This is a genomic window from Corynebacterium epidermidicanis, assembly GCF_001021025.1.
In the GTDB taxonomy this organism is placed as follows: Bacteria; Actinomycetota; Actinomycetes; order Mycobacteriales; family Mycobacteriaceae; genus Corynebacterium; species Corynebacterium epidermidicanis.
The window spans coordinates 1,913,413-1,935,326 of the sequence record NZ_CP011541.1 but is presented as its reverse complement, the minus strand read 5'-3'; the positions used below and the strand labels follow the sequence as shown (position 1 = coordinate 1,935,326).

20 protein-coding genes are annotated in these 21,914 nt (G+C 59.1%); 12 read left to right on the top strand and 8 right to left on the bottom strand.

Annotated elements, in window-relative coordinates; genetic code table 11:
• Entirely contained in the window at positions 1–1,227 is a 1,227-nt protein-coding gene (gene galK / locus CEPID_RS08920) for a galactokinase (protein ID WP_047240687.1), read from the top strand.
• A 10-nt stretch (positions 1,228–1,237) separates the two neighbouring features.
• Here the strand turns inward: galK and CEPID_RS08915 are convergent, their stop codons facing one another.
• Complete coding sequence (locus CEPID_RS08915; protein WP_047240686.1) at positions 1,238–2,416, bottom strand: alpha/beta hydrolase; 1,179 nt, start codon at positions 2,414–2,416, stop codon at positions 1,238–1,240.
• A gap of 230 nt (positions 2,417–2,646) precedes the next feature.
• On the opposite strand from CEPID_RS08915, the gene CEPID_RS08910 reads away from it, so the two are divergent.
• Positions 2,647–3,057: a hypothetical protein gene (locus CEPID_RS08910; RefSeq protein WP_047240685.1), complete on the top strand. Its 411-nt coding sequence runs from the start codon at positions 2,647–2,649 to the stop codon at positions 3,055–3,057.
• 302 nt (positions 3,058–3,359) lie between these two features.
• On the opposite strand, the gene CEPID_RS08905 is transcribed toward CEPID_RS08910, so the two are convergent.
• Positions 3,360–4,262 carry an AraC-like ligand-binding domain-containing protein gene (locus tag CEPID_RS08905; RefSeq protein WP_047240684.1) on the bottom strand — a complete coding sequence of 301 codons (903 nt, stop codon included), beginning with the start codon at positions 4,260–4,262 and terminating at the stop codon, positions 3,360–3,362.
• A gap of 152 nt (positions 4,263–4,414) precedes the next feature.
• On the opposite strand from CEPID_RS08905, the gene CEPID_RS08900 reads away from it, so the two are divergent.
• The 4 genes from CEPID_RS08900 to hisC are packed head-to-tail and all read left to right on the top strand — an operon-like array spanning position 4,415 to position 10,018.
• A complete protein-coding gene (locus CEPID_RS08900) occupies positions 4,415–5,815 on the top strand; it encodes an aldehyde dehydrogenase family protein (RefSeq protein ID WP_047240683.1) in 1,401 nt (466 codons plus the stop codon).
• 23 nt (positions 5,816–5,838) lie between these two features.
• Complete coding sequence (locus CEPID_RS08895) at positions 5,839–7,242, top strand: amino acid permease (RefSeq protein ID WP_047240682.1); 1,404 nt, start codon at positions 5,839–5,841, stop codon at positions 7,240–7,242.
• Positions 7,243–7,290: 48 nt separating this feature from the next.
• Positions 7,291–8,964 carry an alpha-keto acid decarboxylase family protein gene (locus CEPID_RS08890; RefSeq protein WP_047240681.1) on the top strand — a complete coding sequence of 558 codons (1,674 nt, stop codon included), beginning with the start codon at positions 7,291–7,293 and terminating at the stop codon, positions 8,962–8,964.
• Positions 8,965–8,980: 16 nt separating this feature from the next.
• A complete protein-coding gene (gene hisC / locus CEPID_RS08885; RefSeq protein ID WP_047240680.1) occupies positions 8,981–10,018 on the top strand; it encodes a histidinol-phosphate transaminase in 1,038 nt (345 codons plus the stop codon).
• Positions 10,019–10,108: 90 nt separating this feature from the next.
• Here the strand turns inward: hisC and CEPID_RS08880 are convergent, their stop codons facing one another.
• The 3 genes from CEPID_RS08880 to CEPID_RS08870 all read right to left on the bottom strand — a co-directional run bounded on the left by CEPID_RS08880 (position 10,109) and on the right by CEPID_RS08870 (position 12,867).
• Positions 10,109–11,761, bottom strand: a complete 1,653-nt coding sequence (locus tag CEPID_RS08880) for a metallophosphoesterase family protein (protein ID WP_047240679.1) — start codon at positions 11,759–11,761, stop codon at positions 10,109–10,111.
• A 103-nt stretch (positions 11,762–11,864) separates the two neighbouring features.
• On the bottom strand, positions 11,865–12,233 hold the full coding sequence (locus CEPID_RS08875) for a hypothetical protein (RefSeq protein ID WP_144413496.1): 369 nt from the start codon (positions 12,231–12,233) through the stop codon (positions 11,865–11,867).
• 16 nt (positions 12,234–12,249) lie between these two features.
• Positions 12,250–12,867 carry a hypothetical protein gene (locus CEPID_RS08870; RefSeq protein ID WP_047240677.1) on the bottom strand — a complete coding sequence of 206 codons (618 nt, stop codon included), beginning with the start codon at positions 12,865–12,867 and terminating at the stop codon, positions 12,250–12,252.
• A 124-nt stretch (positions 12,868–12,991) separates the two neighbouring features.
• Here CEPID_RS08870 and CEPID_RS08865 point away from each other — a divergent pair, with 124 nt between their 5' ends.
• Positions 12,992–14,578 (top strand): cation:proton antiporter family protein, encoded by a 1,587-nt coding sequence (locus tag CEPID_RS08865; protein ID WP_047240676.1) that lies wholly within the window; start codon positions 12,992–12,994, stop codon positions 14,576–14,578.
• A 90-nt stretch (positions 14,579–14,668) separates the two neighbouring features.
• Complete coding sequence (locus CEPID_RS08860; RefSeq protein WP_047240675.1) at positions 14,669–16,030, top strand: YeeE/YedE thiosulfate transporter family protein; 1,362 nt, start codon at positions 14,669–14,671, stop codon at positions 16,028–16,030.
• Here the strand turns inward: CEPID_RS08860 and CEPID_RS08855 are convergent.
• A complete protein-coding gene (locus CEPID_RS08855; protein ID WP_047240674.1) occupies positions 16,027–17,115 on the bottom strand; it encodes an oxidoreductase in 1,089 nt (362 codons plus the stop codon). The two genes, CEPID_RS08860 and CEPID_RS08855, sit on opposite strands and share 4 nt — an antisense overlap.
• A 141-nt stretch (positions 17,116–17,256) precedes the next feature.
• Between CEPID_RS08855 and CEPID_RS08850 the strand changes: the two genes are divergently transcribed.
• A complete protein-coding gene (locus CEPID_RS08850) occupies positions 17,257–18,555 on the top strand; it encodes a glycosyltransferase (protein WP_047240673.1) in 1,299 nt (432 codons plus the stop codon).
• Here CEPID_RS08850 and CEPID_RS08845 read toward each other — a convergent pair.
• Positions 18,536–19,516 carry a YeiH family protein gene (locus CEPID_RS08845; RefSeq protein WP_047240672.1) on the bottom strand — a complete coding sequence of 327 codons (981 nt, stop codon included), beginning with the start codon at positions 19,514–19,516 and terminating at the stop codon, positions 18,536–18,538. The two genes, CEPID_RS08850 and CEPID_RS08845, sit on opposite strands and share 20 nt — an antisense overlap.
• An 84-nt stretch (positions 19,517–19,600) precedes the next feature.
• Here CEPID_RS08845 and CEPID_RS08840 point away from each other — a divergent pair, with 84 nt between their 5' ends.
• The gene (locus tag CEPID_RS08840; protein ID WP_047240671.1) at positions 19,601–19,996 is read left to right on the top strand and encodes a DUF2200 domain-containing protein; all 396 of its coding nucleotides are present in this window, start codon (positions 19,601–19,603) and stop codon (positions 19,994–19,996) included.
• A 25-nt stretch (positions 19,997–20,021) separates the two neighbouring features.
• Here CEPID_RS08840 and CEPID_RS08835 read toward each other — a convergent pair whose 3' ends face one another.
• Positions 20,022–20,789, bottom strand: a complete 768-nt coding sequence (locus tag CEPID_RS08835; RefSeq protein ID WP_047240670.1) for an SDR family NAD(P)-dependent oxidoreductase — start codon at positions 20,787–20,789, stop codon at positions 20,022–20,024.
• Positions 20,790–20,859: 70 nt separating this feature from the next.
• Here CEPID_RS08835 and CEPID_RS08830 point away from each other — a divergent pair, with 70 nt between their 5' ends.
• Both CEPID_RS08830 and CEPID_RS13330 read left to right on the top strand, forming a co-directional pair.
• On the top strand, positions 20,860–21,522 hold the full coding sequence (locus tag CEPID_RS08830) for a hypothetical protein (protein WP_047240669.1): 663 nt from the start codon (positions 20,860–20,862) through the stop codon (positions 21,520–21,522).
• The gene (locus CEPID_RS13330; RefSeq protein ID WP_047240668.1) at positions 21,501–21,908 is read left to right on the top strand and encodes a hypothetical protein; all 408 of its coding nucleotides are present in this window, start codon (positions 21,501–21,503) and stop codon (positions 21,906–21,908) included. Before CEPID_RS08830 ends, CEPID_RS13330 begins: the two co-directional genes overlap by 22 nt.
• Positions 21,909–21,914: the final 6 nt, after the last annotated feature.

Genomic DNA, 21,914 nt, shown 5'->3' with positions numbered 1-21,914 from the left:
ATGACCCAGTGGATTAATACTCGCACTCCTGAAGAGCTCGATCGCGATGCCCGACAGCTTTTCGACGACCACTTTGGTACGAAACCCGCCGGAGTATGGGCTGCTCCTGGCCGAGTAAACGTTATCGGCGATCATGTCGATTATGCCGGAGGGGTGAGCATTCCCTTTGCTCTTACCCAGATGACGGCGCTTGCCGTGCGACTACGCTCTGACCAACGAGTCAGGATAATATCCCAGGCACCTGGTGCGATCGACCCTTTAAGTTTTGAGATGGAACTCTCCGAGGTAGGTCCGAAGCACCCTGACAATTGGGCTGGCTATGTGGTCGGTGTGCTGTGGGCTGGACAGCAGTCGGGCATTTGGCCTAATTGCCCTGGGATGGATATCGCAATTGTCTCTGATGTGCCTGTTGGCTCTGGGCTGTCGAGCTCAGCGGCTCTTGAGTGCGCAATCGCTGTAGCTGCTTTCGAGTTGACTCATGGTCACGCACCGTCGCAGGAAGAGAGAGGGCAACTGGTGCCCGTGTGCATGCGAGCAGAAAACGATGTGGTCGGAGCTTCCACCGGCGGGTTAGATCAGCGAGCCTCCTTGTTCGGCGTCGCCGGGAAAGCTTTGGTTATTGATTTTCATGCTGACACCGTCACGTTGGTGCCGTTTGACCTCGCAGCTCAAGACATGGTGTTGCTCGTCGCTGACACTAATGCACCCCACGCCCTCAACGACGGTCAATATGCCAGTCGACGAGGCATTATTGACGAGGTCTCTCTAGCGCTGGTTGGAGAGGGGAAAACCCTACGGGAGATTGCAGCAGAACAGGCGCTTTCGCAAGCCGACGCTTGGGCGATAGAACAAGGACTTGACGCCAGCATTGTTCGCAGAAGATTGCAGCATGTGGTTGAAGAAACCCAGCGTACATTGAAAGCGGCTGAGGCTTTGCAGGATGCGGACATGGCAGCTTTTCGACAGTATATGCAGGAAAGTCACGAATCCCTGCGGGATCTGTACGAAGTAGTCACCGAGGAATTAGAGTCGGCGTTTCAGGCTGCGGGCCGCTTTGGGGCCCGAATGACGGGAGGCGGCTTTGGCGGTAGCGTTATTGTTTTGCTGCCAGAATCCGAAGTAGAAGATACCGTGGCACAGATTTCGCGGGCAGCTGCTGATGCTGGTTTCCCCGAATGCTCGTTCTTGCTGGCTGTTCCTGGTGATGGTGCGCGTCGGCTTAGCTAGGCTCACAGCGCTAGTAAAGCGCCGGGCGGATGTATTCCCAAGCAGGCCCCACCTGGGTGTTGAAGTTCATCCAGGTGTGGGCACCACGGTCGGAGTAAGCAAAGCGAGCGTTACTGGCGAGGTCGTGGCGATTCATTTCGCGTTCGAGACGCTGGGTGCAGGTGCGTACACCTGCTTCCAGGGTGGCGCTTAATGCGATCTCGGACGACCTGGTGGCGTTGTAGAAGAACTCGCGCTCGGCGTCGTTAATCACGCCGCTACCAGCGCTAAGGTACATGCGGGTTCCGGCTAGTCCGGAAGGGTCGGAAACAACGTCGTGGCGCTGCCAGCCCGGCGAGCCGAAGGGGCCCCACACGTTGTCCAAATTCCCGCCACGCGAGGACACCATGAGGTTGGTGATCTGGTGGCCAATGTCGTCGAGGGTGGAGTAGCAACCGGAAATGCCGAAGACGGCGTCGTATCTGCCGGGGTTGAGGTTGGCGATCATCACAGCCGCGTTGGCGCCCATCGAAATCCCACCAATAGCGCGTTTACCGTTGAATCGCACTTCGGGTTGGGCTTCCACCAGGCCAGGGAGTTCCTCGGTGAGGAACGTCTCCCATTTGTTTCGCCCGAGGACTGGGTCGTCATTGTCCCAGTCCATCCATAGCGATGCCCGGGCTTGGGTCGGCATCACCAGGGTGACGTCATCGCCGAATTGTGCTGCGTCGCCGGGGCTCAACCATTCGCCCGCCGGTTTCGCATCCACTCCGTCGAGCAGGTAGAGCACAGGTGCAGTGGCAGTCGTGCTTCGCGCCGGGCGAACCAATACCTCCACTTCGCGTTCCATAGCGGGAGAGGCAATGATCCAACGTTCGGCGCGGTCTTCCTGCCGCTTCTCGACGACCTTTGGCCTCGTAATCCCCGGAACCGTGGGGAAGGGCGGTTCCACAAAAGTGCTTCCGAAAACAGGCAGTTCAGATGAGCCCACGATGGCCAGCGAGCTCAGCAGCGCATTGACGCCACCTTGCGCGACGAGGGGAGAGGAAAACATCGCCTCGCTGCTCGCGTGAAGTGGCTTGGTGGGTTCGGCACTCAGGCCTGTTAGTGCCGAACTGCCCAACACACCACCCGGCTGAAACTGTGAGCTTTGCGCGCTTGCCGACGGCGCCGCCACGGTCAATCCGATAACCAATCCGAGAGTGGACATCGTGGCTAGAAACCTATTTGCGGACCGTCGCACAATACTCCTCATGAATCAGTCTCGGTAAAAGCAAGGAATTTCCATTGTCACACCAAGGTCAAAAAATGGCAATAACCTTAAGAAACGGGGGAGGGTGAGAAAAGAGGTGTGTAACAACTTTGTCGGATACCTTGCGCAAATTGGCACCACGCGCTATAATTGTAGACATATCAACAATCTTTGGAAAGGGAACCACCATGAATCTTGCAGCACTCGCACTCCGCGCAATTCCAGGCGCTTTTATCCTTAACTCCGGACTCGGCAAGATTGGTATGCCAGCGGAAGTATCCGCCGGCATGCAAGAATTTGCTGCTACCGGCATGCCGCTGGTGAAGCAGATTCCTGCTGACAAGTTCGGCACCGTGCTCGGGTTCGCCGAAACGGCCGTAGCTGCCAGCCTCCTGCTGCCATTCGTACCTAACCGCATCGCGGGCTTGGCCCTCACCGGCTTCGGTTCTGGCCTGCTTAGCCTGTACTTCGGCAACGATGGCAACACCGAATCTGACAACATTCGCCCAACCGAAGCGGGCTTGCCTTTGGCAAAGGACTCTTGGTTGGTAGCTATGGGTCTGGCATTGTTGGCTGGAGTTAACGACAAGGAAAAGTAATCGACTTTTCCGGCAAAAGGGCCGTGCGGGAATCTTTCCCCACGGCCCTTCGTCATGCTTGGGCGACTTGACCCCGCTTGTCGCGGGCGGGGATCTGAGTAACCCGTGTTGAAACTGAAGCTGATTAGGCGTGGTTCTTGATCTCGTTTTGAAGCTTGTCTGCACTAGTGCCTGATGGGATTTCTTGTGCTGGTGTGCGACGCTTGCCTGAATGTCATGGCCTGGGCGGGATCGCTTGCCGCACCAACAGTGTGACCACGAACAGCATCTTTCATTTCTTCATGTCTGGCAAAAACACAAGCTTAGGAATGTTTTGCCTGGTACGCCTTGGGGGACTCTCCGAATTCCGCTTTGAAGGCGCGGGAGAAATGGGAGGCGTCGATAAGCCCGTGCCTGGCCGCGATGGCCTGGATTGGTTCGCTGATGAATTGGGGATTGGTGAGGTCGTCGCGGATGCGGCTGAGACGCCGGCCCCGAATGTAGGCTGCGGCAGTGAGTCCCTCCCGAGAAAACTGCGCGTGTAGGTGGCGCACCGAGACGAATAGCGCGGTTGCGATTGTGGTGGGGCTGAGGTCGGGATCGGCGAGATGCTGGTCAATATAGGCGGTCGCCTGACGAAAGAGCAGGTTTGATGGCTCGTTGGGGATTTCGTTGGCAAAGACCGAGATCAGCATGTTCAGCGCGGAGCGTACGAGAGCTTCGGCGTGGGCGCCGTCGAGAATATCGATATTGGTGGCTAGCTGCTCGAAAAGCGGAATAGCTACGCGCCCCAATCCGTCATTCTTGGAGATGGGCTTAGCTGTCAGGGCGCTGATCTGGGCGGGTGTCGCGGTGAGGAGACGCTGTGGAAAGAAAACCACCAGCGTGCGCTGTTCGCACTGGTAGTCCAACTCGTAGGGACGCTGGGAAACATAGAGCGCGAGGTCGCCAGGAGTCAAGGTTGCCGTGCGTCCATCTTGGGTCAGTGTCGAGTGTCCGGCGAGCTGCAGGGATAGCTTGCAGTAGGGGATGTTGTGCTCGTCAATGTCTGCTGGGGAACGGGAGACATGGTGGGCTGGGGTGTGCATGTCGAACAGCATCACTTCACCTAGGTTGGCTACCCGCAGTTGTGCGCGGAAACCTGCTGCGTCCGGGGCGGATACCTGGAGGCGTCCGAAGTAGGACGAGGCGGCGCTGCGCCACTGAGCCAGTGTGTGTTCAGCCATGGGAAACAACACTAAGTGATGCTCAGCACATTTTCAAACAAGGTTTGTGCACGGAAAGTCAATTGAGAGGCTGTGGCTCAAGCAACAATGAGTGACATCGTGTCCTGCGCCACAGCGGACCATGTTCATTTCCACAGATTGGAGAATTTTCGATGACCACTTACTCAGAGCTTCTCGCCTCCGTTTCCACCGAGTCCGGCCAGGAGATCTTTAACCCAGCCACCGGCGAATCCCTCGGCTTTTGCCCAGTAGGCACGGCTGCGGATGTTGATGCCGCCGTAGCCACCGCTCGCAAGGCACAGCGCGAGTTCGCCAAGCTCTCCCACGAACAGCGCAGCGAGCTGCTGATGAAGGCAGCCGACGCCGTCGAAGCGAACGCAGAAGCGCTGGCGGAGCTGCTCTCCCGCGAACAAGGCAAGCCACTCAACGGGCCGAATGCCCGATTCGAAGTTGGAGCATGTGCAGGCTGGCTCCGAGCCACCGCATCCTTTGAATCTCCGGACTACGTCGCCGTCGACGCTGACGTCAAAGCAACCGTCACCTACCGACCACTCGGTGTCGTCGGCGCGATTGGCCCATGGAACTGGCCGATGATGATCAGCGTTTGGCAGATTGCCCCAGCGCTGCGCATGGGCAACGCCGTGGTCATGAAGCCATCTGAATACACTCCACTTTCGGTACTCGCCCTGGTGAAGGTACTCAACGAAGTGCTGCCAGAGAACATCTTGCAGGTCGTCACTGGCGGTGGCGAGGTGGGCGCCGCGCTGTCCAGCCATGAGGGCGTCGACAAGCTCATGTTCACCGGATCCACCGCAACCGGCAAGAAGATCGCCGCTGCTTCCGCTGACAACCTGACCCGCTTGACGCTGGAGCTTGGCGGCAACGACGCTGGCATCGTCCTCGACGACGCTGATCCAGCAGCAATCGCCGGCGACCTGTTCTGGGGTGCGTTCATCAATACCGGCCAGACCTGCGCTGCGATGAAGCGACTCTACGTTCCGGAATCCCTCTACGACGCGGTGTGTGCCGCGTTTGTCGACGTCGTGGCGGCCTCCCCGATGGGTGTCGGCCTCGATGAAAATAATGTCCTGGGCCCACTGCAAAACAAGGCGCAGTTTGAGATTGTTGACCGCCTGGTCAAGGCTGCCGTGGATTCCGGTGCTCGTGTCCTGACCGGTGCGAACCCAGACTACGACGCTCCCGGTTACTTCTACCCAGCCACCCTGATCGCCGACATCGACCCGGAAAACCCGCTGGTTGTCGAAGAGCAGTTCGGCCCAGCACTGCCAATCATCAAGTACACCGACCTCGATTGGGCGATCGAGCAGGCAAACTCCCTCGACGTTGGACTGGGTTCCTCTGTCTGGTCCTCCAACCGCGAGCGCGCCCTCGAAGTCGCGGGACAGCTAGAGGCCGGCACTACCTGGATCAACGCCCACGGTGCAGTGGATCCACGCGTCCCATTTGGTGGCATCAAGTCCTCCGGTTACGGCGTGGAATTCGCAGTCGAGGGGCTTAAGGGCCTCGGCTACCCACACATCGTCAATGGCTAAAACCCACGAAAGGCAGCCCTACAATGACTGTTGTAGAAAACAAAACATCGGTAGACATCGCCGATGACGGTCTGCACCGTGGCATGAAATCACGCCACCTGCAGATGATTTCCTTCGGCTCCGCCATCGGCACCGGACTGTTCCTGGGCTCGGGCGCTTCGATCCAACAAGCTGGACCTGGGGTCCTGGTCGCATTCGCCATCGCTGGTTTCGTGATCTATTTGATGATGCGCATGCTCGGCGAGATGGCCGTAGCTCACCCTGTTTCCGGGTCTTTTAGCACCTATGCCCGCGAATACATCGGTAGGCGCGCCGGGTTTATCACCGGCTGGAACTGGTGGTTTACCACCATCGTGGTCGGAATGCTGGAGCTGACCGCAGCGGGCACCATCATGGACTTCTGGTTCCCGGACCTGCCCCACTGGATCACCGCTTTGGTCACTTTGCTCATTGTGACGGCCATTAACCTGGTACACGTAGGTGCATTTGCGGAGGCAGAGTTCTGGCTTTCCTTCATTAAGGTTGCCGCGCTAATCCTCATGATCGTGGTGGGCGCCGCTATCGTGCTGGGGCTTACTCCGGAACCTGCACTGGGTGTTAAGAATATCACCGAGCACGGTGGTATGTTCCCTATGGGCTTCACCGGCGTGCTGTTTTCGCTGGTAGCCGTCATCTTTGCCTTTGGTGGCATCGAATCCATCGGCACTGCAGCCGGGGAGACGGAAAACCCAGAAAAGACCCTCCCGAACGCGATTAACTCCGTCATCTGGCGTATATTGCTGTTCTACATCGGCGGCATGGGCATCATTGTGCTGCTCGCGCCATGGGACCAGCTGGACACCGCAACCTCGCCCTTCGTCCGTGCACTGACCACGATCGGAATTAGCGGCGCTGCCACCGGGCTGAACCTCATCGTGTTGGTCGCGGCACTTTCCGTGTTCAATACCATGACCTTCTCCGGAACCCGCATGCTGCGCGACCTTTCCCTGGGAGATCAGGCACCACCGTTCTTCGCTGCCACGAACTCCCGCGGGGTGCCGGTACGTGCATTGCTGTTCAATGCGGCATTGATGGGGATTTCCGTACTGCTGAACTACCTCTTCGAAGGAAAGCTACTGATCATTTTCATCGCTATCATCGTCGGCGCTGAGTTGATCTCGTGGACATCTATCACCATCTCGCACTTCAAGTTCCGTCAGGTCCAGCGGCAAGACGGCGTCAAGAGTTCATATGCTGCTCCATTTTTCCCTATCGCAAACATGATCTGCCTCGCCTTCTTCGCGATGATCTACGTTCTGATGGCGATCCTTCCGGATTACCGCACTGGTGCCATCGCCCTCCCGATCTGGATCCTGGTCCTGGGCGTAATCTGGCAAGGCAAGATGATTCACGATCGGCGTCAAGAAAAGCTCTCCGACGCGTCCTAAAATCACTCATTGTTCGCTCCACCTCACCTAAGAAAGGCTTCATCTTCCATGCGCACCACCGTTGGCGAGTTCATTATTGACCGCCTCAAGGCAATCGGTATCACGGAAATCGTCGGTGTCCCCGGCGACTTCAACCTCAGTTTTCTCGAGCAAGTTCGAGACGCCGAGGGGATCCGATTCGTGGGTACCTGCAACGAGCTCAACGCCGCCTATGCCGCCGACGGCTACGCCCGCCAGCGTGGCGTGGGATGTCTGCTCACCACCTACGGCGTGGGCGAACTCTCTGCCATCAATGGCATTGCCGGTGCGCGCGCCGAGCATGTCCCAGTGGTCTCCCTGGCTGGCGCACCACCGCTTTACGCCACCGAATACCGTTGGGCCATGCACCACTCGCTTGCCGACGGCGACTACGCCAACATGCTCGAAGCCATCGCACCATTTACCGAAGTGGCGTGCCGGGTGACCCCGATGAATGTCGTGGAGGAATTTGATCGCGCGCTGCACACCTGCCTGCGGGAGAAGCGCCCGGTGCACATCCAGATCCCATCGGATATTACGCACTTGACCATTGAGGTTCCGGACGAACCATTTAGCACCGCACTTGCCAGCTCCGACACCGAGCGGCTTGAGGCTGCTGCAGACGCAGTATTGAAGCGGTTTGCAGAGGCCAAGGACCCCATCTTCCTGCTCGACCAGGACACTGACCGGCACGGTTTTACCGAAAAATTCCGGGCGATCATCGAAAAGACGCAGCTGCCTTATTCGCAACTGACTTCCGGCAAGGCATTGCTTTCGGAGCGCCACCCACTGTTTCTTGGCGTGTACAACGGCTCCGCCTCCGCACCTGGAGTGCAAGAGCGCGTGGAAAACTCGGATTTCCTCGTCACCACGAACCCACGCTTCATCGAGGTGAACTCCGGTTCTTACACTCATCATTTGCCGGAGAAGAATATCGTCAACTTTGGCGATCAGCACGCGCTCGTCGCAGGGGAGTACTTCGTGGGCATCAACACCCTCGAACTTCTGGCCATCTTGCTCGAAAAGCTCCCAGCTGTGCAAGCACCGGCAGCTTCGGAGCAGGTGGAGGTGCCGGAGTTCGTCGTCGATAAGCAGGCGCCGTTGACGCAGGCTCGGATGTGGCCACACTTCGTGAGCCATCTGGAAGAAAACGGTGTGGTGATCGCTGAAGCAGGCACGTCGAACATCGGACTGGGGCCGCTGCGGATGCCGGCGGGAACGCAATACATCAATTCGCCGATTTGGGGATCGATCGGTTTCACGCTGCCGGCGTTGCTGGGTTCGATGTTGGCGGCACCTGAGCGTCGCCATGTGTTGTTCATCGGTGACGGTTCCTTCCAACTCACCGCGCAAGAACTATCGACGATCGTTCGCGAGGAACTGAAGCCTCTCATCGTCCTGGTCAACAACAAGGGCTACACCATCGAGCGCTTCATCCTGGGAATGGAGGACGAGTACAACGACATCCAGGACTGGTCCTACGCCGAGCTGCCCAAGGTGTTCATGCGCGACACCACGATGAAGTCCTATGTTGCTCGGACCGAAGGCGAGCTGGAGGAAGCTCTGCAGCAGATCGCCAAGTCTGACGACGGCGCGTTCCTCGAAGTGCACCTCGATCCATTCGACGCCCCTCGCGGTCTCCAAGCATTCGGCCCGCTCACCGCTGAATTCGACTACGGCCCCCGTGGCCCACGCAACCCATAAGAAGGACACTTCAACCATGATTCGCGCAGATCTAGCAAACTTGCCAGCCTACGTTCCTGGCAAACGAGCCGAGAATGCCATCAAGCTCTCCTCCAACGAGACCCTGCAACCGCCACTGCCATCCGCCGTCGAAGCAATGCAAACCGCGGCAGCTGGAGCCAACCGCTACCCAGACATGGGTGCGATTGAGCTGCGCACCGCACTCGCAGAACACCTTGGTCTCACCCTGGACAACGTCGCGGTGGGTACTGGATCCTCGGCACTGTGCCAGCAGCTCGTTCAGATCACTTGCACCGCTGCAGACGAGATCGTGTTCCCGTGGCGTTCCTTTGAGGCTTATCCACTCTTTGCGCAGGTAGTTGGCGCGAAGCCGGTAGCTGTCCCGCTAGACGACAACCACGGAGTGGACCTGAAGGCAATGGCGGCAGCGATCACCGAGCACACCCGCTTGGTGTTTGTCTGCAATCCGAATAACCCAACGGGTACCACAGTGACCACCGCGGAATTCCAGGAGTTCCTGGCGGCGGTGCCTGCGGATGTCATCGTGGCGCTGGACGAAGCGTACTTCGAGTACAACCGCGCCACCGACACCCCAGTGGCCACCGACTTCCTGGATTCGCACCCGAACGTGGTGGGGCTGCGCACCTTCTCTAAGGCATACAGCTTGGCCGGTGTCCGCGTAGGCTACGCGTTTGGCTCCGCAGAGATCATCGGGGCCTTGAACAAGGTGGCCATCCCATTCTCAGTGAGTGCCGTTGCACAAGCAGGAGCTTTGGCATCCCTGCACGCGCAGGATGAACTGAGCGAACGCATCGAAACCACCATTGAGCAGCGTGCCCGGGTCGTGGAATCCTTAGCGGATCATGGTGCGTTGCCTTCCGAGGCGAACTTCATTTGGTTGCCTGCCGATGCCGTTTCGGCGCTGGGGACACCGCAGGAGATCGCCGCCAACCTTGCGGAAAAGGGCGTGCTTGTGCGGGCTTTCCCAGAAGGGGTCCGGATCACCATCACCACCCAGGAAGAGTCTGACGCCCTGCTCAAGGCTTGGGGCTAGGCAATAAGAATCCAGGTGGGTGCACACAACAAGCGCACCCACCTGGATTTTTTGTACCTAGGAGCGAGTAACTAGCGCCCGCCGATGGAGTTACTGTGCTGCCAAACGGGGCAGATCGTGGAACTTCACCATCTTCCCCGAGACGAAATCCCAGGCTTCTACGCGGACGCGGTCGGAGTAGACCTTCACTCGCAGGCCCGTCGAGTGGTCGCCATCCAGCTTGGATTCGTCGTGGTCGCCATCTGGCCACGTGTTGTTCAGCAGTGCACCGGTGTTTACCACCGGGAAGCCGGCGCGGTTTCCGGTGCTGTCATCACGGTAGACGCCCCACCAGTCGTTGAGGTCGTGGCTGGCGTGCGTGTGCGAGGTGAACATCACCACGTTGCGGTATTTGCCCACCACCGCGGAGAAGGAGTTCAGATCTGCGAAGTCGTTACCGTACCACGCGGAGTGCGTAAGAGAGACGGTGTTTGGCAATACCAAGTGGGAAAACAACAACACGGGTTGATTCTTGGCTTCCCAGTACGCGAGCCGCGAGTCGATCCACTCCAGCTGCTCGGCGGAAAGCACCACGTACGGCTCCTTGCCACCACGCAGGGCATCGCTGTAATGCTCGGTGGAAATGGTGATGATCGGCTGGCCGTCTACCACTTCCTCCCGCCACACATGTTCCTGGCCAGTCATATCGAGGAACCGCTTAATGTAGACGTCCGAGCCTTCCTGGCCGAGCATCTCGTGATTGCCGATCGTGAAGTATTCCCGCCCGCTCACGTGCGGGTACGCCTTGCGGTCTGCCTGGAAAGCGTCATAGTTTTCTTGCGCGCCGACATCGACATAGTCGCCGTTAAACACGATTGCCCCGGCTGGATCTGCCTGCGAATTCAGCACCTTCATGGCCCGGGCGTACTTTTCCGTGTGGCCATGGGTGTCCGAGAGGACGTCGATAATTGCCTCGGGCTTGCCGACGACCGGCCCCAACGGCTGCGTCAAAGCGAGGTTATCGACTGCCCAGAACCAGTCGTCCTGTGCATTGAGGTAGTCAAACGTGAAGTAGACGTTCTTCGCCCCAGCCGGTGGCTGTAGCGGCAGTACCTCGTGGGAAGACCATGTGTCTTCGTTGAACGTGCGAATCACCTGGGTCTCACCGGTGTCGTAGTGCGCGGTGACCTGCCCGGAATTTTCGGGGCTGCCTTGGCGGTAGTGGGAATCGAACTCGAAAGCTACCCCGGGGGCGAGCGCTAGGTCCGGGGTGCGCAGGGAAGTATTCATCACTTCAGGGGCCGCGATGCGGTGATGCTGGGACTCAGCGACCGCGTAGGAGCCATGGCCCCTGGTAAAGTAGTGGCGTTGATCGGTGCCTACCGCAAAGGTCCAGTCCCGAGTGTTTGTCCATGTCCAGCCCTTCCAGCGTTCCTCGCCCGACTTGATCTCGTTGGTGTCAACGGCAAAACCTGCCGGTGCCTGCTTAGAGAAACCGAGGGAAGTATCCACTCCGTCGAAGCTTTCCTGCCACAGGACGGGGCGGGTGGTGTTTGTGGCGTAGGCTTGTGCGCCGGTTGCTGGGAGTGCTGGGGTCGATGGTCCTGCGTTCCCGGAGCTACCGGACCTAGTAGAGCTACCGGAGCTGAGCAGGCTGGAACCGAATTCCGAACTGCCCAACGCTGCCGCATTGGGGGCGGAGACTGCTAGGGGAGCTGCGAGGATGCCGGCAAGAATTACCGACGCGATTTTCTTCACGTTCATGCCACCTTTTGATAACGGATGTGTAGTGCAAGAAAAAGTTATCGTTGCTGGGTGACCACGGTGGGACAGCAGGGTGAATTCTGAGTGAAGTTGTATTTGGGGGCTAGAGGCGTCGATAAGTAGCGCGCATGAGGTGCTCTACCGGGCCCGGGCCACGATGCCAGGCGGCAAGGCCGCACACCGCGACTGCAGCGAGGAGGGCAACCCAATGGGGGAACGTGGGGCCGTAGTTCTGGAGCAGGTCATACAGGCTAGAGGTGTAGCGGCTTGAGTGGGAGGCGTCGGAGAGCGGGGCATACATCGTCCATCCGAAATCAGCCTGCGCCCCGGTGTGGGTGAGATCGTAGATAGCCGCAGCTAGCACGCCCAGCAGGTACATAGAGACTGCGTGTGCGCCCCACCGGAGCGCACCGCTCCAGCGCGCTACCTGGTTTGACGCTGCCAGGCTTAACGACGCCCCGGCCGTCATCATGCACAACGCGTGAAAATTAGGACCGAAATCGAAAGCTTCGATATCCGAGTTCAGATTTGTAACGAAGCCGGAATCCGAGATAGGCGAGGACCGCGCAGACTAGCAACGCGCAGAGCCGGGTGGTGCGGTTGCAGGAGAGGGGTTCGAGGCTTACCCCCAGCACGGTGCAGAAAACGCCGAGGAAGAAATAGTGCTCGGTGTGGAAACTGGAGGCCACGGCTGCATAAGCCTGCATGGCAAGCAGCATCACGGCGGGGACTTGGATGAACCACGAGCGTCGCGCTAGAAATGCAGCCAGAATGAGGCCAGCGCCTATCGCTTTCAGGGTTTCTTCTAGCGGAACGCCGAGTAGTTCAATCGCCGCTATCACGATGAGGAAGGAGGCGCCTAGGAAGAAGGTTGCCCTTCGGAGTTTCGATATTTCTTTCGGTGGTGTCGCTGCGATTGGGTCAGTGCGGTGGTCAGCGCCGATAAATTCACTGGCGAGAAATCCTGCCCCGCAACTGAGCATGCCCAGGCTTAACCCCCAGAGCATGGAACGCGCAACATCAAAATGTGAAAATGGCGTGAAACGCCACAAAAACAAAAATGCGCTCGCTGACCCAACGAGGGCGAGACCCCGGATGTGCACCATGTTTTTCAATATTAGCTATTGGTTTTGCCCCGACACCTGTGTGCGACCCGGCCGATGCGGTGGCAAGAGGTAGGGAGCAACCGTTATGGGGGGACGGAATACTCATAAACAGTATGGTTATGCTGTGGAATCGATCTATCTTATTGCGGTGCTGTTTTCCATTGTCGGTGGTTTCTTAGCGTCCCTTCTGCGCTTGCCTCCGCTCATTGGATTTCTAGGCGCTGGGTTTGCCATTAGTGCCCTAGGGCTAGATCACATCCCGGCGATTGACATTTTCGCCGAACTTGGTGTGACGGTGCTGCTGTTTACCATCGGCCTGAAGCTAAATCCGCGAGATATCGCGCGCCCGCGGGTAGTGGGCTCCGCGCTCGGGCAGGCCTTTGCCAATACGGTGATCTTCACTGTGGTGTTCAGCTTGATTGGCCTGCTGCCCCTGGCGGGACTGGCGGGCCTGGAGTTTAAAGCGCTGATCTATCTTGGGATGGCTACCGCGTTTTCCTCCACCGTCTTCGTGATGTCCCTGCTCGAAGAACAAAACCGCAGCGGATCAGCGGTGGGTCGCATTGCGCTTGGCGTTTTGATTCTGCAAGACATCATCGCCGTCGGAGTGTTGGTAGCCTCCTCGGGGCGAGTCCCGGAGAAATGGGCCCTGGTACTCCCGCTGCTTTTGCTGCTACGTCCGCTGGTCACCCGCCTTCCTAACCGGATGTTTCGTACTGAACTCTTGGTGCTCACTGGTATCGGCATCGCCGTCGGCGCGTATTCGCTTTTCGAACTTTCCGGAATTTCCGGCTCTTTCGGCTCCCTGGTGGCGGGCATTATCCTGTCCGGGCACCCGGTTTCCGAGCGGCTTTTCTACGCCCTCATCAGCGTCCGCGAGCTGCTACTTGTAGCGTTCTTCCTCCAGATCGGCCTCGGCGGCCTGCCCAATGCCACAGGCTTTGTGATAGCCGGTATTCTGCTGGTTTTCCTGATAGCCAAGGCGGGAATTTTCATGGTGATTTTGCAGCGGGTGGGCATGTCGAATCGCACCGCGGCGCTCTCAGGTTTAACCTTGGCTAATCACTCGGAATTCGGGTTGATCGTCACCTCAGTTGCGGTGGCGCAAGGGGTGTTGCCGCCGGTGTGGACGTCGATAATGGCGATTGCGGTGGCTGGCAGCTTCATCGTGGGATCTATCGTGGCGACAACCGAACATCGACTGATGCCGATGCTCCTGCGTCTGATTCCTGAGGTACCCGAGCACCGGTTGGCTCCAGACGAGAAGCCAGTGCGGATTGTCGGTGCGGATGCCCTGGTGATGGGTATGGGCAGGGTCGGTGAAGGTGTGTATCACCGGTTGACTGAGGCATATGGTCTGCGGGTGTGGGGTGTGGAATTCGATGAAGATCGCATCGAAGTGCTGCGGCAGGCCGGGCACAATGTGGTCGCTGGGGACGTCACCGATCCGGAACTGTGGCAGCGCGTGCATATCGATACTCCGCCTCAGCTGGTGGTTCTTGCCCTTCCCGGGCATTACGACGCACTGTCGGTGCTCAGCGCGATTCGCCATAATCATCCGCAGGTGGTGATCGCTACAACCACGAAACAACGCGCAAACAAGACAGAGTTGTATAGTGCTGGGACTGACGTGGCGGTCTATCTCTATGATGGTGCGGGTGAGGAATTGGCAGATCAGGCCATGCTTGCGGTGAGCTCCCGCGCCAGATAGTAGAAAGATTTGTCTAAGGACTATAGACAGTTAAGTATGTTTTGGGTTATGGTTTCCCTACAAAATCTTGACTAGGGAAGAAGGGGACCCATGCTACTTTCAGGCTTGGCCGTGGGCATTGTCTTGGGTGCAGTGATGCAACGAGGACGATTCTGTGTGACGGGAATGCTGCGAGACATCGTCACCCTGAAGTCATGGCGAGGCATTGTCGCCTTGCTCATCGTCATTTCAGTCCATGCGGTGGGCATTGCAGCGTTGACAAGCGCCGGAATCATCACTCCAAAGGTCAGCGACTTTGCCCCGGCTGCAGTAATGATTGGCAGCCTAGTATTCGGTGTAGGCATCGTGCTGGCCGGTGGCTGTGCTTCCGGCACTTGGTACCGTTCAGGCGAGGGGCTTGTCGGGTCCTGGCTCGCGCTCGTCGGCTACGGACTCTCTGCTGCTGCCATGAAGCGCGGACCGCTAGCTAGCACACATGAAGCGCTCGCGAACCGAACGGTCAAGATGACCACCCTGCCCGAAACGCTCGGCATTTCGGTGTGGTGGTTCGCGCTGGGGCTGAGTGCACTCACCATCTACTTGGTGAATTTCTACCTCCAGCGCGATAACATGCGAGGCAGCAAAGTACGCCTCGAACAGCCATGGTGGGCCCGTTCACTGCACCTTTACACCGCGGGCGCCTTGGTAGGCATTATCGGCGTGATTGCTTGGCCACTCTCCGCTGCGACCGGACGTAACTCCGGCCTGGGGATCACCACCCCTTCGGCTGACCTCTTTTCCTACCTCACCACGGGTAATCTGAAATTCTTGAACTGGGGAACACTGCTGGTACTCGGAATCCTCGTTGGTTCCTACCTGGCTGCGAAGGCAGCCGGTGAATTCCGGGTTCGCCTGCCGGATGCCGTACAAGCACAGCGCTCCGTAATCGGTGGCGTAATGATGGGTGTCGGCGCCTCCTGGGCTGGTGGCTGCACCGTGGGAAATGGCATGGTGCAGACCAGCTTGTTTAGCTACCAAGGGTGGGTGGCGCTGCTATTTACTGGGCTGGGCGTAGCACTGGCTGCAAAGGTATTCCTCAAGCCAACGCAAAACACTGAAGTGCCCACCAGCGCCCCAGTGGCTGAGCCCAGCCTAACTGCGGAGCCGAAAGAGTTTGCCTTTGCGACGGCACCCGTAGCGCTGAAAGTGCGTACCGAACAACAGCAGGGGCTGCGTCAGATCGCCCCAGCTACTTACGCGCTGGACACCCTTGGTGCGGTGTGCCCGTTTCCGCTCGTGGATGCCCGCGCCGCGATGAGCAACCTCCAATCTGGCGACAGCCTCGTCATCGATTTCGACTGCACCCAAGCCACGGAAACCATCCCGCAGTGGGCCAGTGACGAGGGGTATGCGGTCACCGATTTCCGCCGTCAAGGCAATGCGGGCTGGCAGATCACCGTGCGGAAGTCCTAAGCTTCCGACTCAAGCGCCGGATAGTCGATGTAGCCACGAGCTCCACCAGCATAGAAAGTTGCTGGTTGGGGCTCATTGAGCTCAGCACCCGCACGCCAGCGTGCCACCAAATCCGGGTTGGCTAGGGCTAGTCGGGCGACCACAGCGGCGTCGGCAAGCTGCTCATCGACGATCTCGGTGGCTTCCGCAAGGCCCATCGGGGTCTCGGGGCCAGCCGCATTGTTGAGGAAGAATGCTCCCGCGAACCGGGAACGCAGCGTGGCGACGAGTTCGCCACGGACGTCGTAATGCAGCACAGAGAGGTACGCCACCCCAAGCTCGTTGAGTCCGTCGATGAGGGCGGAATAAGTTGCGAGCATATCTTCCGGATCAGATTCCACAACACCTTGGACGGGAACACCAGGGGAAACGCGGATACCCACCCGGTCGGCACCTACTTCCTCGGCTACCGCGCGGGCGACAGCCAATGGGAAAGCCGCCCGCTTGGCCGGGGAGCCGCCGAAGGCATCAGTGCGCTGGTTGGAGTTGGGGGAGAGGAAGCTGTGCAGGAGGTAGCCGTTAGCCGCATGTAGTTCGACACCGTCAAGACCAGCCTCGATAGCACGACGCGCGGCCCCACGGAAGCCCTCGATGACCCGGTCGAGGCCGCCTTCGTCGAGGGGAGTGGGGGTTTCAAAAGGCAAGCGGTTACCCTGGGCATCATGGGCCCAACCTTCGTGATCCACGGCGGAGGGAGCTTCGACAGGGAAACCGGTGATCCCGGAATGAGTGTTCCAGCCAGCATGCATGAGCTGGGCCACTACGGTCCCTCCCGCCTGGTGTACAGCATCGGCGATCGCTGCCCAGCCAGGGATATGAGAGTCGTCGAAAAGGCCTGGCTGATATGCGTGAACACGACCTTCGCGGGTAGGGGACGTGCCGTCAGTGACAATCAACCCCATCCCGGCTCGTTCAGCGAAGTACTGCGTCATGATCTCGGTGGGATTTCCGTCATGGTCGGCGCGTAGGCGCCCCATCGGCCCCTGGACCACCCGATTCTTCAATTGCAGACGTCCAACGGCTAGCGAAGAGAAAAGAGATGTCATTTATTCAGGCATACACCCATCTTGTTGAGCTGACAACTTGATTCTGCAAGATTCGCTGTAAGCGAGCACCCAACACCACCAAGGAGCGCGGACACGCCGGTTCATCACACGGAAGTCCAACAGAGGGGCTACATTGGCTATGTGCAAAACAAGCTATTCGTCGCGCAATACGTGGATAACTACGGTCCGGGTTCAAATGGCCTGATGGTGGCGGTCCAGCAGCTGGAGGGGAATCTGCTGGACGCGGGGCACGAGGTGCTGGTTGTGGCACCACAGGCCAAGGGAATGAACCCGCACGAAGGTCGTGCCGGCCGAACGGAAATCAGATTGCCGTCCATCCGGGTGCCGAAAATGCCGACCCGAGTAGCTAACGGAAACAAATTCAAGCGGACGATCAACCAGGTCGCTGCACTCCAGCCGGATGTGATCCATGCCCACGGCCTGGGACCGGTCGGAGTGCTCGGCGTATGGACGGCGTTGCGAACTAACACCCCATTGCTGTTGACCTGGCACACCGATTTCGATGCTTACGCGGATTACTACGCCCGCGTCCTACCACTTCTCCGAGGCATCGTGAGCATGTTTGCGCGCCTTAACCGTGGCGAAGTCTACGATGTGCGTGCAATTCGCGCTGCTCGATTAGAATTCCCCGACCCGGAAAAGGCGTCTCTACTAGGGCTGATGCGCAAAATGCTGCTTTCTGCCAACGTCGTGACAGCGCCTTCGCCGAAGACCTTGGCGCGTGCACTGCAGATCGCGCCGGAAGCTAACGTCGTATGCGTCCCCAACGGGGTCGACCCCCTGCCAGCCGGTCCTCCTCCCGTCGAGCGCGGCCCGGGCCCACTGTTTCTCTACGTCGGACGAGTAGCTCCGGAAAAGGGCCTTAACCTGCTTGTCGACGCCTTTGAGCTCGTCCGCGAGCTGCATCCCGATGCGCAACTGATGATCGTCGGAGACTGGGAACGCTACCCCAAGATCGCTAAGCGATTGCTTGCTGCGCAACGTGGCGGAAACGTACTACTACCTGGCGAGTTTCCTCGCAACGAGCTGGGCGCTTTTTACGCCATGGCGGATTGCTTCGTTTTCCCTTCCGTCACTGACACCCAAGCATTGGTCCTGCACGAGGCGGCCCTCGCGGGCTTGCCCATCGTATCCGCCGACCCTGAGCTAAACCTGGTGTTGGAACCACGCCAGAATGGTGAACTCGCAGGCCCTGCCCCCACTGCTTTCGCAGCGGCCATGCTGCGGATCATCGATCGGTTGGAAGAGCCAGGCTGGCGCGAGAGCGCAGCGCAGCGATCCCGCGAGCTAGCTGGCCAATGGTCAGTGGCGTCGCAGGCTGCGGAAATGCTGCGCATCTACGAGCTGACGGCGCAGCGAAAGTACGAAGCAGTAGTGCGCAAACACGAGGATTTCGGAGCTAACCGGCGAGCTGAGTAACCGTGATGGCGACGAGTCCCGCTACGATTGCAACCACCAAGGAAACAACCAGGCCAAAGAGGAATGGGCGCCAACCGGCGCGTCGCAAAGCACTGGCGGTAACTGTGGTGCCCAGGGCGAACATCGCGACTGCGAAGAGCCAAGCGCGCAGCTGAGTGCTCCACTCCAGGGCTAGCGGCGGGATTGGTGCGACGGTGCGCACGACCACAGCCACAAGAAAGAGCAGGACAAAGCAAGGGACCAGCCCACGCAGCTGTGGACGCTCGCGGTAGCCCACCACCAACACCACGGGCACCAAGAGCAACACCCGGGACAGCTTTACCGCTACCGCGAGCGGCAACACCGTGGCACCGGCGATCCCCCCGGCAGCGACAACCTGCCCGACTTCGTGGGTTGCCCCACCGATGAACACCCCAGCAGGCAACTCGTGCCAATCCAATGCGCTCACGAACGCTGGACCGAGGACAATCATCGCCGTGCCCAACACCACGACCACTGAGATCGCGCTCGCGATCTCCTCCGCCTTCCGCTTGGGCAACACCGCTTCGACAGCGCTGACCGCGGCGGCTCCGCAGATGGAACACCCAGCACCGATGAGTATCGCGTGCGGAAAGCTCAGAACGGATCGTTTGGCAAGCCCGGCTGCAGTAGTCATGCCTGAGAAAACGATTAGCACGCTGCCCACCAGGACGGGCCAGCCCAGACTCGCTAGCGTCGTCAAGGAAATCTCCAGTCCAAGTAGCACAATTCCAGCCCGCAATACTTGCTTGGCGGAAAAGCTCAGCCCAGGGGAACTCCACGAGGGAAGTCCAATGTTGCCTGTGCAAATCCCCAGCACAATTGCCCATAAGATGGTGCTGGAGACCCCCAGTAGGCCCACAGCGAGGTGGTCAATAGCCAATGCCACGGCGGCGCCGCCCACAGCAATGCCCACGCCCGGAATCACAGTGGCCAATCTCATGGCACCTATTATGCGCACACCGCCAGCCTTCGGAAGAAGTCTGGGCAAAGTCCCGCGCGTTGTCGGCGACTACACTTGCCCAGCGTGAGTGAAACAACCAAAACCAGCGATGAAAAAGCTGCCGCGAAACTTGAGCGTGTTTACAACCTGCGCTTCGCGGAAATCTACCGCCTCTACCTGGCCAAAGTAGAGCGAAAAGGCCGCACTCGGGAAGATCTCGACGAGGTGCTCATGTGGCTCACTGGCTATTCTCAGGAGCAACTACAGCAACATGCTAACAGTGACCTCACGCTACGCGAGCTGTGCGCACAGGCGCCTGTGCTGCAGCAGACCGTCCCCACTATCACAGGTGTGATCTGTGGCTACCGCGTGGAAAACATCGAAGACCCCTTGATGCAGCAGATTCGTGCCATGGATAAGGTCGTCGATGAGCTAGCAAAAGGCAAGGCTCTGGCGAAAATCAAACGAGACCTCGCCTAAGCCTTAACCAAGGACGCCACAACCGCTAGGCGAGGGCCTCAGCTGATTCCGGAAGGATCTGCCCACCATCGACCACAATCCCATGGCCATTAATAAACCTGGCTGCATCAGAAGCGAGGAACGCCACCGCGTAGCCAATGTCTTCAGGTTTGCCAAGCTGACCACCGGGAACGGCGGCGCGCATCGCGTCTGCATAGGACTGGTCGAGCTCCGCCAACCCTTCCGTGGCGATATTGCCCGGAAGCACAGCATTCACTGTGATCTGGTGGGGCGCCAGCTCGACGGCCGCCGTGCGGACATAACCCATTTGGGCAGCCTTGGTGGCGCCATAGTGCGCCCAACCCGGGTAGCCAGTCATGTTTCCGGTGATCGAACTGGTCACGATGACCCTTCCGTGTGCGGACTCTTTCAGCGCCGGCAGCGCTGCTTTCACACAGTTTGCCATGCCACCGACATTAATGCGGGTGATCTTTTCGATTTCGTCAGCGCCAATCGTGTCGACTGCTGCCTGCGGAAATACCCCGGCGTTCGCCGACAGAATGTCTAGCCCGCCAAATTCAGAAACCGCGGTAGCTACTGCTCGTTCACAGTCGGCGAGCACTGTCACATCGCACGCCACGGCCACGGCACCTGGCAGTTTGTTGGGGAGGTCGTGGAGGGCGGCGTCGTCAAGCGCTGCGACGACCACCCGCGCGCCGGCCTCGGACAGGCAGCGGGCTATACCAAGACCGATACCTGCGGAGCCGCCAGTCACGAGTGCTGTTCGTCCGGTCAAATCAAAGAGGTTTGGCATGGGAATCTCCTCGTCGGGAAGAAAGTTGCTTTCGCTTCCACGCTAGCCCAGGACTACGCTGGTGACCACTATGAATGACAATGTCATCGACCTCAAAGCCCGTCGCGCCGCTGCTGGCGGAGTCTTTGCTGGCACGCCGCTGGCACAGCTGGGGCGCACCACCTCAACGCACCTGGCGAAGCTCACCGCCAGTGCGCGTGGTATGCGGCGCCCCGTGCAACTCACCGCGCTTGTCGACGCCACCTGGCCTGCCTCCGAAGTCATAGAACAACTCCAGGTCCTGCTGCTGCGTGAACCGCGCAACAGCGCCACCATCACGCGCCACGACGGCCACATCATCGGCGATTCACGCTATCTCTTCCACTGCAGCCCTTTTCTCGAATCGCACGCCACCACCATCGAAGAAGCCTGCCAGGGCGGGGCGCTGTTCGAGTTCGACCCCATCACAAATTGGCACTTCGATCTCACCCTTAGCCCAGCACCTCACTCAACCGATATCAATGCAGCCCAACTCCTGGAACTGCAAGAACAAACTGGGGCAGTGCCACTCAACTTCTCTCCAGCGATGCAGACGCCGTGCTCGGGCTTTTCGACGACGACCCCACCCCCATCGCGCCCCGGCTGCTGGCAGAAGTTTTGCACCGCGACCGCATCGTGCACTTCCCGCCGCCGGGAACAATCGACGCCCGAGGACAGCTCCTGGTGTACTGGGTGCTGCGCGAATTGGAACTGAATCCGGAATACATGCAGGTCATCGACCTGGTAGCGGAACGATTTCCGCTGGCTGCCCAGGCGGCGCGTGTGATGTTCTCCGGCGATTTTGGCGCGGAAGTTGCTGAGGAAACCTGGGAATTCCTGCGTAAACACGGGTTTGTGCTGCGCGAAGCCGAACAATGGGTGATGACCAGCGCCGCCCAGCAGCTGCATAAGCTCGGGCCGGTGTTTAGCTACTACGCCGTACTGGGGATCGTGTGTCGGGAGCTCGAGCACGAGCGAGAACTGAGCAAACTGACCGAATGGGACCCGTCAGTAGCCTATGGATTTGAAGAATTCGACCTGCAGGCTTACGCCGCCGGGGTAGTAGAAGCGAGCCTCGACGGACACCAGCCCCGGCCCTAGCTTTGG